Below are 12,976 nucleotides of genomic sequence, written 5' to 3'. Positions count from 1 at the left end.
GGATGTCGCCGGAGTGGCAGGACTCGCTGGTCAGCTGGTTCGAGGACTGGGCTGCCCACGTCCACTGGCTCTCGCTGATCACCATCCCGATCTTCACCGGTGTGATCGGCTGGCTGATCAACTGGTCGGGCCTCTACATGCTCTTCTCCCCGCTCTCCTTCAAGGGGTTCCAGGTCCCCGGGCTGCGCGAGCTGACCAGGGTGCTGCCGCACAAGCTGCAGGAGGTCCCGGGCTTCGCCCAGGGCGGGCTCGGCTGGCAGGGCATCATCCCCGCCCGCGCCGCGAAGATGGGCTCGATCGCCGTCGACAAGGCGATCGCCAAGCTCGGCACACCCAGCGACTTCTACCAGCAGCTCGGCCCCTCGGAGATCGCCACGCACATCGTGGAGACCTTCCGCCCGGAGGTGCCCGAGCTGGTCGACCAGATCATGATGCGCGAGCACCCGCGGCTATGGCGCGACCTGCCGCGGGCGGTCAAGGACGCGATCGTGACCCGGGTCCAGGCGCAGCTGCCGACCATCGTGCACAAGGTCACCGACGACATCGGCGTCCACATCGACCAGCTGCTCGACCCGAAGCTGATGGTCATCGACCACTTCCGCAAGAACCCCGCCCTGGTGGTCCGGATCTTCCGTGACTTCGGGCAGCGCGAGCTCAACCTGATGGTCGCCTTCGGGTTCATCTTCGGCTTCCTGCTCGGCATCCCGGTCGCGCTGATCGACCAGACCTTCCACCAGTGGTGGCTGCTTCCCGTGCTCGGCGTGGTCGTCGGCTGGGTCACCAACCTGCTCGGCATGTGGCTGATCTTCGAGCCCGCCGAGCCGCGCCGCATCCTGGGGATCAAGGTGCAGGGCCTCTTCCCGCGCCGTCAGGAGCAGGCCGCGGAGGTCTACGCCGACATCATCGCGACCGACGTGATCACGCTCGAGCGCATCGGCGACTTCCTGCTCGACGGCCCCCGCGGCGACGCCACCCGCAAGCTGCTGATCAACGCGCTGATGCCCGCGGTGGACAGGGCGGCCGGGCCCTACCGGGGCGCGGTGCGGATAGCGCTCGGGTCGGAGCGGTTCGACCGGATCAGCACCTCGGTCGCCAACGAGGCGGCCGACCGTACGCTGGTGCCGTTCCGCGACCCCGGCTTCAGCCGTCACCAGGCGGACAAGATCCGTGACCTGGTCGCACGGAGGACCAAGGAGCTTCCGCCGGGCGACTTCGTGGACATGATGAGGTCAGCGATCAAGGAGGACGAATGGATGCTCTACGCCCACGGCGCGATCATGGGACTCGCGGGCGGCTTCCTTCACCTTCTAATCTTTCCGACATGAGTCTCCTGGGCAAGGTCCTCCCGACCGCCTCCGCCGTGGCCGGCACCGCTCCCGGCCTGGCGCGGGTGGCGGCGGGTGCTGCTTGGCACACCGCCGGGTGGGGGCTGCGCACCTCGAGCCGCGCCGGCATCCGGGTCGCCCGGGCGATGGTCGACCAGGACGTACGCGTGGGGTTGGCGCGGGAGACGGCCGAGGTCGTGGGCATCGTCGCCGGCACCGCGGCCCGGATCATCCTGCCCGGTGCGAACCAGGTGATGGAGCTCTCCGATGCCGACTACGAGGCCGCCGGTCGCGATGTCGTGCTCGCCCGTACGCGGGAGGCCGAGGAGTCCCAGGACTCCTTGCCCGTGCTGCGCCGGCGAGGGGCCGAGCTGCTCGACCGGTCCCGCGACGTCTGGGCCGATGAGCAGGGGCACCCGGCGTACGGCCGGATCCTCGACGAGCTCGCGCCCGACGAGGCGCGGATGCTGCTCTACCTGCTCCAGGCCGGGCCGCAGCCCTCGGTGGATATTCGCACCGGTGGGCCGGCGGGCCTCGTCGGCAGCACCATGATCGCGCCCGGACTCAACATGATCGCGGGGCGCAGCGGCGTGCGCTACCCGGACCGGGTGCCGGCCTATCTCAACAATCTGTTCCGGCTCGGGCTGGTGTGGTTCTCCAAGGAGCCGCTGCCCGACCCGTTGGAATACCAGGTCCTCGAGGCCCAGCCCGACGTGCTCGAGGCGCTGCACTCGGTGAAGTTCGCCAAGATCGTGCGCCGCTCGGTGCACCTGACGCCGTTCGGGGAGGCCTTCTGCCGCACCACGCTGGTCGACGAGGCCTCGGCCGAGTCGGTCTTCCCGGAGCATCAGGCTCCGGTGACCGGCGGGGCCGACCTGCCCAAGGCCTGACGGCCGGACATCGCCTCGCTCAGCCTGGTGAACTCCGGGTCGACGGTCTGCGCTGACACCTCGGCGTCGCGCTCGAGCATGATCCCGGGGAGCCGCCGCCCGGCGTACGCCTCGACCGCGGTCGCGAGCAACGACAGCACCGGCGCCGGCATCGGGTGGGCGTGAGTGTCGATGTAGAGGCCCTCGCGCTCGATGCCGCCGGCGACGTGCACGTAGGCGACCGCGTCGAGCGGGAAGCGGGCCAGGTCGGCGACGGGGTCGGAGCCGCGGGCGACCGCGGAGGCGTAGAGGTTGGCGACGTCGAGGACGAGGCCTACGCCGGTGCGCTCGACGAGCTCGGTGAGGAAGTCGGGCTCGCTGATGGTGTCCTCGGGCCAGGTGAAGGTGGCGGCGATGTTCTCGACCGCGAGCGGCACCGGCAGCCGGTCCTGCGCGATCCGGACGTTGTCGACCAGCACGTCGAGCGAGTCCTTCGTGCGCGGCGGCGGCAGCAGGTGGCCTGCTTCCAGGACGTCGCCGTGCAGCGGGTCGGGGGAGTCGCTCGCCCGCACGAACGCGACGTGCTCGGAGACGAACGGGCTGTCGAGGACCTCGGCGAGCTCGGCCAGCCGGGTGAGGCGGTCCGCCGCGGGGCGGTCGGCGCCGGCCAGGCCGAGCGTGACGCCGTGGGCGATGACCGGGACGCCGAGATCCCGGACGGCCTGCGGAACCTGCGCCGGCTCGGTGTTCTCCGCGACCACCTCGGTGAACCCGAGACGGCCGGAGGCGGCGTACGTCTGGAGGAGCTCGGCGATCGCGGGACGCCAGGCCACGGCGATGCCGGAGATCGAGGGACTCACAGGGTGAAGTGTGGCGGATCGATCGGGGCCGGCGTGGGCCCTTCCGGTATTCTGAACACCTGTTCTCGATCGTTCAGCAACCCTCGCCGGTCCTGGCTCGAGGCCCGGGTAGGAGCCCCCATCTTGGCGCGCAAAGTCGTTCGTTCCCTGCCGTTTCATCGCGTCGTGATGCGGTTCGCGGCTCTCATCGGCGTCGCCGCGGTGACGGGTCTGGTCGCCTCCGGCCTGGCGCTCCCGTTCGTCCACCTGACCGGGGTCGCGGCGAAGTCGGGAGTCGAGGCGATGGACGAGCTGCCGCTCGACATCGACATGGGCGAGCTGTCGCAGACGACGCGCATCCTGGACGTTCACGGCAAGGTGATCACCACCCTCTTCGACCAGAACCGGTCCTACAAGGCGCTCGACCAGATCTCGCCCAACATGCCGAAGGCCCTGCTCGCGATCGAGGACAGCCGCTTCTACGAGCACGGCGCGATGGACCTCAAGGGCACGTTGCGGGCGCTGCTGCGCAACTCGGCCTCCGAGTCGGGGTCGGTGCAGGGTGGCTCGTCGATCACCCAGCAGCTGGTCAAGACGACTCTCGTCTACGGGGCCGACACGGACGAGGAGCGGGCCGCCGCGACCGAGAAGTCCACGGCCCGCAAGATCCGTGAGCTTCGCTACGCCATCTGGCTGGAGGAGAACCACGACAAGGACTGGATCCTCGAGCGCTACCTCAATGCGGCCTACTTCGGTGACTCCGCCTACGGGGTCCAGGCGGCCGCGAAGCACTACTTCAACGTCGACGCCGCCGACCTGACCTGGGGTCAGGCCTCGATGCTGGCCGGGATGGTGAAGAACCCGACCGGCTACGACCCGACCGACTATCCCGACGCCACGGTGGCCCGCCGCAACCTGGTGCTCGAGCGGCTGGTGCAGGTCGGCGACCTGCCGCGGGCCGATGCCGAGAAGGTCAAGGAGAGCTCGCTCGGGCTCAACGTCCAGAACAGCCGGAACGGCTGCTTCGGGTCGTCGGCGGAGTTCTTCTGCGACTACGCGCTGCGGTGGCTGCTCGCCGACAAGTCGCTGGGCGAGACCGAGGCCGAGCGCTGGCGGCTGCTGCAGACCGGCGGCCTGACGATCCGGACGACCCTGGACTCCAGCTTCCAGAAGGCGGCACAGAAGTCGGTGAGCGGACGGGTCTCGCCGACGGATAACGCCGTCGGTGCCCTGGCGATGGTCGAGCCCGGCACCGGCAGGGTCAAGGCGCTCGCCCAGTCGCGGCCGATGGGGGAGAACCGCAAGAAGGGCGAGTCCTACCTCAACTACCTGGTGCCGAAGGAGTACGGCGACGCCAACGGCTTCCAGGCCGGCTCGACCTTCAAGGTCTTCGTCGGCGCCGCGGCGATCGAGAAGGGCTTCCCGCTCCGGCAGGAGATCAAGTCGCCGGAGAAGAAGACGTTCAACCAGGCCTCCTTCGCCAACTGTCCGGGCGCGGGCCGGTTCAGCCCCAACCCCTATCCGGTCGGCAACTCGACCACCTCGGGCAACAAGAACCTCTACACCGGCACCCGGGAGTCGGTGAACACCTTCTACGTCCAGCTCGAGCAGTTCACCGGCGTCTGCGCTCCCTACTCACTCGCGAAGAAGATGGGCGTCAGCCTGACCGACCCCACGCACGAGCGTTTCCCGTCCTTCACCCTCGGGCCCATCGACGTCAGCCCGCTGGAGATGGCCGAGGCGTACGCGACGTTCGGCGCCCGCGGCAAGCACTGCGACTCGCGGCCGGTGACCGAGATCGTCGGCCCGGACGGGAAGACGCTGAAGGAGTACGCGGCCTCGTGCGAGCAGGTGATGCGTACGGGCACCGCGGACGCGATGAACGACATCCTCCGCGGCGTGCTGCAGCCGGGTGGGTTCGGGCAGAAGCTCGCGCTCAGTGTGCCGTCCGCAGGCAAGACCGGCACCACCAACAGCAATCGCGCGGTGTGGTTCAACGGCTACACGCCCAAGCTGGCGACCGCCTCGATGATCGCCGGCGCCGACTACGAGGGCCACTGGGTCTCCCTCAACGGGCAGCGCCTCCGCGGCGGGTACGTCGCCTCGGCATCGGGCTCGACCGTCGCCGGCCCGATGTGGGCCGACGCGATGCGGGCGGTCGACGGCAAGCTGGGCTCCGCGAGCTTCGTACGTCCCGGCGCCGGCGTCGTCAACGGCAAGGGCGTCAAGATCCCGAAGGTCGAGGGCCTCTCGGTCGCCAAGGCCACCGCCCGGCTCAAGGCCGCTGGGTTCAAGCCGGCCGTCGGCAAGCGGGTGAAGTCGCGCTGGAAGGCCGGCACCGTCGTCGGGACGGTTCCCGGCAGCCGTGCGATCAAGGGGGCGAGGGTCGAGATGCTCGTGTCGAAGTGGCGCGGGTAGAGGTCTCGCGGAGGGGACCGTGTTGGTCTCGACACGCTCGCTGGCGCTCGCGGCTCGACCAACGGAGGTGCCCTTTGGTCGAGCCGCCGGAGCCGCTGGGCGGAGGCGTGTCGAGACCAACACATGGCGGAGGTGCCCTGTTGGTCGAGCCGCCGGAGCCGCTGGGCGGAGGCGTGTCGAGACCAACACATCCGCTATGCGCCTGACCGCGCCTGAGCTGCCTCGACGGCCTCACGGAAGGCGCGGGTGACGTAGTCGGGGACGGGGAGGCCGCGGTCGCGGGCCCAGAGGAGCTCCTGCTCGACGCGGGCCACATCGGCGGCGAGATCGCGTCCTTCGTGATCGACGCCCAGGGTCTCCATGACGTCGCCGAAGTCGGCCAGCTGGCTCACGTTGTTGACCCCGACGGGGGCGAAGGAGATCCGGCGCATGCGTCTGACCAGCCACTTCTGCCAGGCAGCGAGCGTGGCCCAGTGGGCCCGGGCGGAGAGCTGGTAGAAGGCGTAGTGTCCCGGCTCCTGGCGCTTGATCGGCGCGATGACGGTCTCGGCGACGGCCTGCTCACCGGTCTCGATGACCCCGTCGTGGAGCAGGTTGTAGGCGATCACCGCCGAGCGCTCGGTGGCCATCCCGGTCAGGTAGTAGAGCATCCGGCAGACGTCCTGGAACGGCTCCAGGTGAGCCAGCAGCCCGAGCACCTTCAGCTTCAGGCCGACGTGGTCGAGGTCGGTGGTCGCGGGCGGGCGCCCGAGGACCTGCTGGAGCCGGTCGAGGATCAGTCCGTGCTGGATCTCCTGCGGCTGCCACACCTCGGCGTAGAACTGCTTGTCGACCTCGGGTGGGTTGGGAAGCATGGTGGAGATCTCGAGTACGTTGCGGTCGACCTCGAGCTCGACCCGCGCCATGTAGTCGAGCACATGGCCGAAGCGGGCACCGAAGCCGGCGGGGTCGTGCACGGTGAAGTCGACCGAGTCCATCGGGATCGGTGGATGCTCCTCACCGAGGCGCGAGACATGGGCAACGAGGCGGTCGGTATCGGTTGGCATCGAGACGGCTCCCGGTGGGGTGTCAGCAGCGCCTCCAGTGTGCCCGCACTGCGTGGGGTTGTAACGCGATTTTACCCAACCGAGGCCAACCCGGCTGGGTCTCAGGATGCGCTTGGGGAAGTCTCCGTCAGCGGGGTCTCCGACGCAGCCTCGGTCGGGGTCTCGGTCGGCGTCGGGTCCTCGGTGGGTGATTCGGTGGGTGTCTCCGTGGGTGTTTCAGTCGGGGTCTCCGTCGGCGTCTCGGTGGGCGTATCGGTCGGGGACTCCGTGGGTGAGCCGCTCGGATCCGGGTCCGAGGTGGGCGAAGGGACGACGGACCCGTCGTCGCCGGATGAGTCCGACGGCGAGGGCGAGGAGGGCGTGGTCGAGCCGCCGCTGGGCGTACCGGTGTCCTTGCCTCCCGGAGAGGAGCCGGCCCGGGGCCGCTGGGCGCTGGGTGAGGCGCCGGAGAGCGGCTCGAGATCGGAGGCGGAGGTGACCGGGATCTGCGCGGCCGGCAGGACGACGCCGGTCGGTGTCTCGAAGGTCCCGAGCCGATAGCCCTCGGCGATCTGCAGGACCGCCGAGACGTACGCCTCGCTGTGGTTGTAGCGCAGCACCGCCGAGCGCTGCCCGGCCTCGGTGGACAGGTCGGCGGGGCCGGAGCACAGGTAGACCGCGGCGGCGAGCGCGGCGTCGTCGACGTCCTGCGGGTCACGGCGCCCGTCGCCGTCGGCGTCGACCCCGACGTCGGACCAGGTCGACGGGATGAACTGCATCGGCCCGACCGCCCGGTCGTAGACGAGGTCGCGGTCGTAGGTGCCGCCGTCGGTGTCGAGGATCCGCGCGGTCCCGCCCGCCCCGGTCAGAGGTACGCCGAAGATCCCGGGCGTCGCGACCCCGGCGGCCGACAGCGTGTTACCCCCGGCCCTGCCGTGGTCGGACTCGACCCGCCCGATGGCGGCGATCAGCGACCAGTCGAGATGACAGCCCGGGTCGGCGTCGGCCAGCACGGTCGCGGCGCGCTGGTAGGCGGAGAGCGCGGTCTCGGGGATGACGCCGGCGGCCGCCTCGGCGGCGAACCCGGCCGGCTTCGCCGCGAGGGTGGGGCCGATCTTGGGGACCGGTTTGACCGCGGAGACGCTCACCGGCGGCAGCAGCTCCTGGGCCGGCACCTCGACCGGCACCTGGCGCACGTCGGCCGTGACGTCGACCGGCCGGCCCTCCTGGATCGCATGGATCGTCCAGGCGGCGGTTGCGGCGGCCACGGGCAGCGCCGCTGCCTTGAGCAGCAGACCGGGTCGCGGGTTCATCCTCGGTCACATCCTCGGGTCGGGCTGGGTGGGTCGACGTCACCGATCCAGCCATCATGTGAACTCCGCCACAACGAGCTGAGCGCGATCCGGGCCGAGAATCCCCCAAACTACTCACGTACGTGACAAGTTTCCCGGCCTCGCCACGGGGATCGCGCCGGCCACGGCCGCCGTCACCAGGCAGAGCAGCGCGAGCCCGGACGCCAGCACGGTCGAGCCGGCGTCGAGCAGCGTCGGCACCGCGCCGGCCACGGCCGGAACCACCGCGACCGGCCCGGCCCAGCGGGAACCCACGACGGCCCTGCGCGCGAGCGAGACCAGCTCGGCGACGCGCCGCACGTCGAGGTCCGCCAGACGTACGCCGGAGCTCCCGCCCACGGCCAGGTCGGCCCTCGCCTGGGCCTCGGCGTCCTCGGGGCGAGCGCTCACGAAGGCCACCACGCGCCCCTGCTCCTGCAGCTCGGTGACGAGCCGCTCCCGCTTCTCGGGGGCGATCTGGGGATGCCATCGCTCGATCCCGCAGGCCTCGGCCAGGTGCTCGGTCTCGCGGTCGGTGTCGTCGGAGACCAGCACCGGCGTCACCCCCGCGGCAAGCAGCCGGGACACCGACGCGCCCGCGTCCGCACGGGGCTCGTCGCGGACCACGAGATAGCCCAGCGGCCGTCCGTCGAGCTCGACGCCGAGGACGGTGCCGCGGTCGGTGCGATCGGCCATGCCGACCCACGGCGGCCGCCCGACGCGTACGGGATGCCGGTCGACCGACCCCCGTACCCCCGAGCCCGGGACGACCGCGAAGTCGGTGACCTTTCCCCGCGGCGAGAGCCGCGCGACGGCACGGGCGAGCGGGCCCTCGGCCTCGTGCTCCAACGCCCCCGCGAACCAGCGCAGGTTGCGCAGATGATCGGGGTCGAGCGGGTCGACCGTGGCCACCACGAGACGCCCCGTGGTCACCGTCCCCCAGCGGTCGAGCACCACGGTGTCGACCCGGGCGGCGACCGCCCAGGCGGACCGGGGCACCGACTCGATCCCGTGCCGGCGCCCGGCCCAGCCGGCGACGACGTGCGGAAACACCGACCCCAGGACGTACGCGGCGACAGCACCGGCCACGAGAACGATCACTTCCACCACCATGAGCGGCTCCGGGTCAGCCGGTCTGCTGCTGATAGCGGTCGAAGTCGCTCTGGTCGCCGGCGACCCACAGCGGCACGCTCGCCTTCAGCAGCAGCAGGAGCTGGGTCACGAACTCGGGGTCGCGCAGGGACTCCCCGAAGAGCTCGTTGATCCGCTTCCAGCGGTAGCGGATCGTCTGCGGGTGTACGCCGAGGACCGCCGCGATCGCCGGGGCGCTCTCCCGGGTCTCGAGCCAGACCAGCAGCGTCTCGGTGAGGATCTCGCGGGAGTTGGCCGACTCGGCCAGCAGCGGCTCGAGCAGCTCCTGGGCGAGCTGGCGGCGCATCACCGGCTCGGCGTGCAGCCAGATCTCGGTGCGGTAGGCGAGGCAGTTGATCACCGGCTTGGCCGGGATCACCCGCGCGTTGACGAGCGCCAACGCGCGGTTGGCCCAGCGCCAGGCGGCCGGCACGTCGGCCGGCGGCACCGGCCAGCAGATCGAGACCCGGGCCTTCGGCGCGGCCGCGCGGACCTCCTTGGTGACCGTGGTGGTGGCGCTCGGTGGACAGATCACGACCTGGGTCGGCCGGCGCCGCCGGGTGAGCGCGAGGGCCGAGAGCGCGTCCGCGGAGATGTGGTCGGCATCGAGCAGCTCGACCGCCATCACCGTCACCTTCTCCGGCAGCGGCCACTCGCCGAGCGCCGCCTGCATCTCGATCTCGTCGTGCGAGGCGCCCGACAGCATCCGGTCGATCAGCCGCGCCCGGGCGACGTCGTTGTCCTGGTCGCGGGCCTCGGTCCCGGCCTCGAAGCCGGTGCTGACCTGCGAGGTCAGGTGCTCGACGTACGACGTCATCATCTCGTTGAGCGCGTTCAGCGCTGCCGCGGAGAGCTCGTTCTCGACCGCCCGGCGGCGCAGCTCGTCCCAGAGCTCGCCGGTCGCCATGCCGATGCCCTGGTCGACGATGGCCCGGTCCTGGCCCAGCGCGGCGACCCTGAAGCCGACCTTGCGGAAGTGGTCGTCGATCGCGATGTAGGGCGCCGAACGCCCGAGGCCCAGATCGATGAAGTGCGACATCGCGCCGTGCACGGCGGTGAAGATGAGCTCCTCGAAGCCCTCGGTCTCGGCCGGCAGCCCGTCGCGCAGGTGGCGGGTGATCTTGCGCGCGATCGGCCGCACCTCGCTCTCGAGGCTCTTCAGCATCCACACGGCGGACCCGGGTAGCCCGGGGGACTGATGGGTCTGCGTCATCTCGTGCTCCGTCGCACGTCAAACTCCTTCGTCCAACATGCCCGAGAAGGTATCGACCACCATGGCACGTCTTTGCTTGGCGTGCCCCCGAAATTCGGTACGCCCGTGCCGCTGCGTGGCCCGGATGGGAAAAGCCCGCCGGGGGCCGTTCGGCCACCCGGCGGACTCGGGGAGGGAGAGCTCAGCCGCGACGCGGGTTGGTGAGGTCGAGCTCGATGGTGTTCCCGTCGCCGGGGACGAGAGCGTTGACCAGCCAGGTGTTCAGGCCGCAGTTCTGGAAGTCGCCGATCGAGTACGTCCCGGTGAGCCGGCCGCCGGTGAAGACCCCGAACCGCTCACCCTCGGGCGTGGCCACGGGGATGGCCACCGGCTCGACGGTGCGGCAGAACGGGCCGGAGAAGGTCGGGAAGCCGACGACCTTGATGTTGGTGAGACGTACGTTGTAGTAGGAGGTGGCCTCGACATAGCTGCCGCCGCCCTCGGGATGGGGCTTGAGCGAGCCGGTCGTGGGAGCGGCCTCCTCGAAGGCGACGTCGGCGCTCATCGGGATGAACCCCGCCGCCTTGAACTCGGTGCTGGCACCGGGAAGCGAGAGCGATCCGGTGAACGCGCCGGTCGTGGTCTCCAGCGTCGTGTCCAGGACGGCCGGGCCGAGCGGGATCTGCGAGCCGGTCGAGGCGACGAGGGTGGTGCCGTTGGCGTCGTAGAGGATGTCGAGCGGTGCGGCGTGGGCGGGTGCGGCCGTGGCGACGGCGAGCAGCCCTGCCGCCGCAGGAACGGCGAGCAGGCCGAGCCGGCGCTTCATGAGTGTGGAGAGAGACATGACGGGCTCCTTCAAGATGGTGGAACAGGGAGACGCGACAGCGGTGCGCCGCTCGGGCGCACCGCTCTCGCTTGCCGGCCTCAGCTGACGTTGACGGCGCCGTCGGGGACGGAGACGTTGTAGGTGCCGTTGAACGAAGCGGGATCGCCGACGGAGACCGAGCCGAGGCAGTCGGAGACGACCGTGGTCACCGTCAGGGACCCGTCGCCCGTCTCGTCGACGACCAGCCGCTGCGTCGCCTCGTCGAAGTGGCCGTCGGCGGAGCCGGTGACGGTGAAGTCGCAGAGCCCGGTCGAGTCGGTGACGTGGGCGCTGATGTGGTCGATCCAGCCTTCGACCTGGTCGGTCGCGGCTGAGGTCACGGAGGTGTCGTTGGTCGCCAGATGCCACTGACCACCGTGGGTGACCGTCAGGGGCGTGCCGAACTGCTCGGTGCAGCCACTCCAAGTGCTCGAGCTGATGGTTGCCAGCGGATTGGGGTCGACGCCGCTCTTCCCGGTGCCGCTGTGGATGGAACCGCCGGCACCGGCAGAGGTGCAGGTCATCGTGTTCAGCGGGACGGCGAAGGTGATGCTGCCGACGGCGGCCGCGGTGAAGGCGTGGTTGCCGGCGGCCGTGCTGCCACCGACGGCGACGTTGTAGGGCGGGGCGGCGCTGGCCATCGCGGGAGTGGCGAGGGTGAGGGCGGCTGCGGCCGCACCCACAAGGAGAAGCTTCTTCTTCATCGAAGGTCGTCCTTTCGTGGCGATGGAGACTGGTTGTCTCCGTCGGGCCCATTCATCCGTCCGGTGGATCCGGCTGTCGACGGGCATCTCCCCGAAAGCGCGAAATGGGGCGCCACGATGTCGCCTGCGCGACATCGGACGCGGCCGCCGGCCCGAGACTTGTCATGGGCATGACAAGTCCGGGCACCGGTTCCGACGTATCCGAGCCGACCTTGTTGCGTCCCCATATCCGCGATGCCACGTTGGCGACATGCGACACACTCTGCAGCGCGCTACGGCGCTGGCCGTCCTCGCCGGATCCGCCTTCGCGGCGTTCGGCCTCGGGGCGGGCCAGGCGGACGAGGGCCCTTACCCGGGGCTGCCCGCCGCAGAGCAACAGGAGCTGCCGCTCCGACACGCCTCCTGGACCGGGTCGGCCTCCGCCTCGCTCGCCGACGTCGAGCGGGCGCGTCAATGGATGCGTACGCCCCTCATGACGGCGGCCGCGGACTTCTACCAGGGACGCGTCGATGTACCGGACCCGGTCCAGTACACGCAGTGCACCAAGGCAGGGGCGAACATCTACTTCGTCGCTCAATCGGGCTCCGACCACAACTACGGCCAGACGCCCGAGATCGTCGTTCGCACGGTCACCTTCGGTGCGGTGCCGGTCGAGGCGACCGTACGTCTGGAGCAGGAGAGGTCCGAAGGTCTCCCGGTGCCCATCAAGCTCGAGACGTTGTCGTGCGCACTGAGATCGGGCAGGAGAGAGGTTCCGGACACTCCGGTCCAGGGCAGGCTCTCGACGCGGGTGATGTCGCTGCGGGTCGACGGCGTGTCGCTGCCCTTCCGGGGGGAGTGTCGGACCCGTGAGCCAGGGGACGTCCGGCTCACCGGCAAGGGATACTTCTATGCCTGGGACGGGACCCAGAACGTGCCTGCCCCGGTGCAGCCCGAGCTGTGGGACAACGGCCTCTTCAACCTCAGTCCGGGAGGTCTCCTCGCCGGCACCATCGACGTGCCTCCGTTCTCGGGGTGCGTGACCACGACCGGTGACGACGTCTCCAGACTGTTGACGGCCGCCGTCTCGGGTGAGGGATACCCGTTGCGTACGTATCAGGGCGGCGTCCTCGGGTGCACGGTGCCGAACCCCGGCGGGCCCAACCTGCCGCCGGCCCCGGGGGCCTCGACCCCTGAGGCGGTCCCGTGTCGCATGGACGTGCTGCCTCCCCAGGTCCCCTCGCTGCCCGAGATTCCCACGGGTGACCGGTGACGATGTCGCTCAGGAGAGTTCCGCG

11 protein-coding genes are annotated in these 12,976 nt (G+C 70.4%); 4 read left to right on the top strand and 7 right to left on the bottom strand.

All coding sequences use genetic code 11. The annotated features are described in order from the left end of the window. Positions 1-2 precede the first annotated feature (2 nt). Both ABZ796_RS04475 and ABZ796_RS04470 read left to right on the top strand, forming a co-directional pair. Positions 3-1,325 carry a hypothetical protein gene (locus tag ABZ796_RS04475; protein ID WP_357334939.1) on the top strand — a complete coding sequence of 441 codons (1,323 nt, stop codon included), beginning with the start codon at positions 3-5 and terminating at the stop codon, positions 1,323-1,325. Further along, positions 1,322-2,215, top strand: a complete 894-nt coding sequence (locus ABZ796_RS04470) for an Abi-alpha family protein (protein WP_357334937.1) — start codon at positions 1,322-1,324, stop codon at positions 2,213-2,215. Before ABZ796_RS04475 ends, ABZ796_RS04470 begins: the two co-directional genes overlap by 4 nt. Here the strand turns inward: ABZ796_RS04470 and ABZ796_RS04465 are convergent. After that, positions 2,173-3,054 (bottom strand): DUF692 family multinuclear iron-containing protein, encoded by an 882-nt coding sequence (locus tag ABZ796_RS04465; protein WP_357334935.1) that lies wholly within the window; start codon positions 3,052-3,054, stop codon positions 2,173-2,175. The genes ABZ796_RS04470 and ABZ796_RS04465 overlap by 43 nt on opposite strands. Before the next feature lie 168 nt (positions 3,055-3,222). Between ABZ796_RS04465 and ABZ796_RS04460 the strand changes: the two genes are divergently transcribed. Beyond that, positions 3,223-5,451: a transglycosylase domain-containing protein gene (locus ABZ796_RS04460; RefSeq protein ID WP_357334934.1), complete on the top strand. Its 2,229-nt coding sequence runs from the start codon at positions 3,223-3,225 to the stop codon at positions 5,449-5,451. A gap of 194 nt (positions 5,452-5,645) precedes the next feature. Here the strand turns inward: ABZ796_RS04460 and ABZ796_RS04455 are convergent, their stop codons facing one another. The 6 genes from ABZ796_RS04455 to ABZ796_RS04430 all read right to left on the bottom strand — a co-directional run bounded on the left by ABZ796_RS04455 (position 5,646) and on the right by ABZ796_RS04430 (position 11,699). Next, the gene (locus tag ABZ796_RS04455; RefSeq protein ID WP_357334933.1) at positions 5,646-6,497 is read right to left on the bottom strand and encodes a GTP-binding protein LepA; all 852 of its coding nucleotides are present in this window, start codon (positions 6,495-6,497) and stop codon (positions 5,646-5,648) included. A 101-nt stretch (positions 6,498-6,598) separates the two neighbouring features. Further along, positions 6,599-7,789, bottom strand: a complete 1,191-nt coding sequence (locus ABZ796_RS04450; protein WP_357334931.1) for a lytic transglycosylase domain-containing protein — start codon at positions 7,787-7,789, stop codon at positions 6,599-6,601. Between the two features lie 114 nt (positions 7,790-7,903). Beyond that, positions 7,904-8,908 carry an HAD family hydrolase gene (locus ABZ796_RS04445; protein ID WP_357334930.1) on the bottom strand — a complete coding sequence of 335 codons (1,005 nt, stop codon included), beginning with the start codon at positions 8,906-8,908 and terminating at the stop codon, positions 7,904-7,906. A 25-nt stretch (positions 8,909-8,933) separates the two neighbouring features. Then, positions 8,934-10,151 (bottom strand): helix-turn-helix domain-containing protein, encoded by a 1,218-nt coding sequence (locus tag ABZ796_RS04440; RefSeq protein WP_357334929.1) that lies wholly within the window; start codon positions 10,149-10,151, stop codon positions 8,934-8,936. Positions 10,152-10,332: 181 nt separating this feature from the next. Continuing rightward, positions 10,333-10,974, bottom strand: coding sequence for a hypothetical protein (locus ABZ796_RS04435; protein WP_357334927.1), 642 nt, complete (start codon positions 10,972-10,974; stop codon positions 10,333-10,335). 80 nt (positions 10,975-11,054) lie between these two features. Beyond that, entirely contained in the window at positions 11,055-11,699 is a 645-nt protein-coding gene (locus ABZ796_RS04430) for a hypothetical protein (RefSeq protein WP_357334926.1), read from the bottom strand. A 250-nt stretch (positions 11,700-11,949) separates the two neighbouring features. Here ABZ796_RS04430 and ABZ796_RS04425 point away from each other — a divergent pair, with 250 nt between their 5' ends. Further along, entirely contained in the window at positions 11,950-12,951 is a 1,002-nt protein-coding gene (locus tag ABZ796_RS04425; protein WP_357334924.1) for a hypothetical protein, read from the top strand. Positions 12,952-12,976 lie beyond the last annotated feature (25 nt).

This window comes from Nocardioides sp. NPDC047086, from assembly GCF_040643685.1.
Lineage (GTDB): Bacteria > Actinomycetota > Actinomycetes > Propionibacteriales > Nocardioidaceae > Nocardioides.
This window is presented reverse-complemented; position numbering and strand designations above follow the sequence as displayed.

Excerpts from the sequence above, each read along its gene's own strand:
- ABZ796_RS04475 (WP_357334939.1), top strand. The coding sequence starts at position 3 with ATGTCGCCGGAGTGGCAGGACTCGCTGGTCAGCTGGTTCGAGGACTGG.
- ABZ796_RS04470 (WP_357334937.1), top strand. The coding sequence starts at position 1,322 with ATGAGTCTCCTGGGCAAGGTCCTCCCGACCGCCTCCGCCGTGGCCGGC.
- ABZ796_RS04460 (WP_357334934.1), top strand. The coding sequence starts at position 3,223 with ATGCGGTTCGCGGCTCTCATCGGCGTCGCCGCGGTGACGGGTCTGGTC.
- ABZ796_RS04455 (WP_357334933.1), bottom strand. The coding sequence starts at position 6,497 with ATGCCAACCGATACCGACCGCCTCGTTGCCCATGTCTCGCGCCTCGGT.
- ABZ796_RS04450 (WP_357334931.1), bottom strand. The coding sequence starts at position 7,789 with ATGAACCCGCGACCCGGTCTGCTGCTCAAGGCAGCGGCGCTGCCCGTG.
- ABZ796_RS04440 (WP_357334929.1), bottom strand. The coding sequence starts at position 10,151 with ATGACGCAGACCCATCAGTCCCCCGGGCTACCCGGGTCCGCCGTGTGG.
- ABZ796_RS04435 (WP_357334927.1), bottom strand. The coding sequence starts at position 10,974 with ATGTCTCTCTCCACACTCATGAAGCGCCGGCTCGGCCTGCTCGCCGTT.
- ABZ796_RS04430 (WP_357334926.1), bottom strand. The coding sequence starts at position 11,699 with ATGAAGAAGAAGCTTCTCCTTGTGGGTGCGGCCGCAGCCGCCCTCACC.
- ABZ796_RS04425 (WP_357334924.1), top strand. The coding sequence starts at position 11,950 with ATGCGACACACTCTGCAGCGCGCTACGGCGCTGGCCGTCCTCGCCGGA.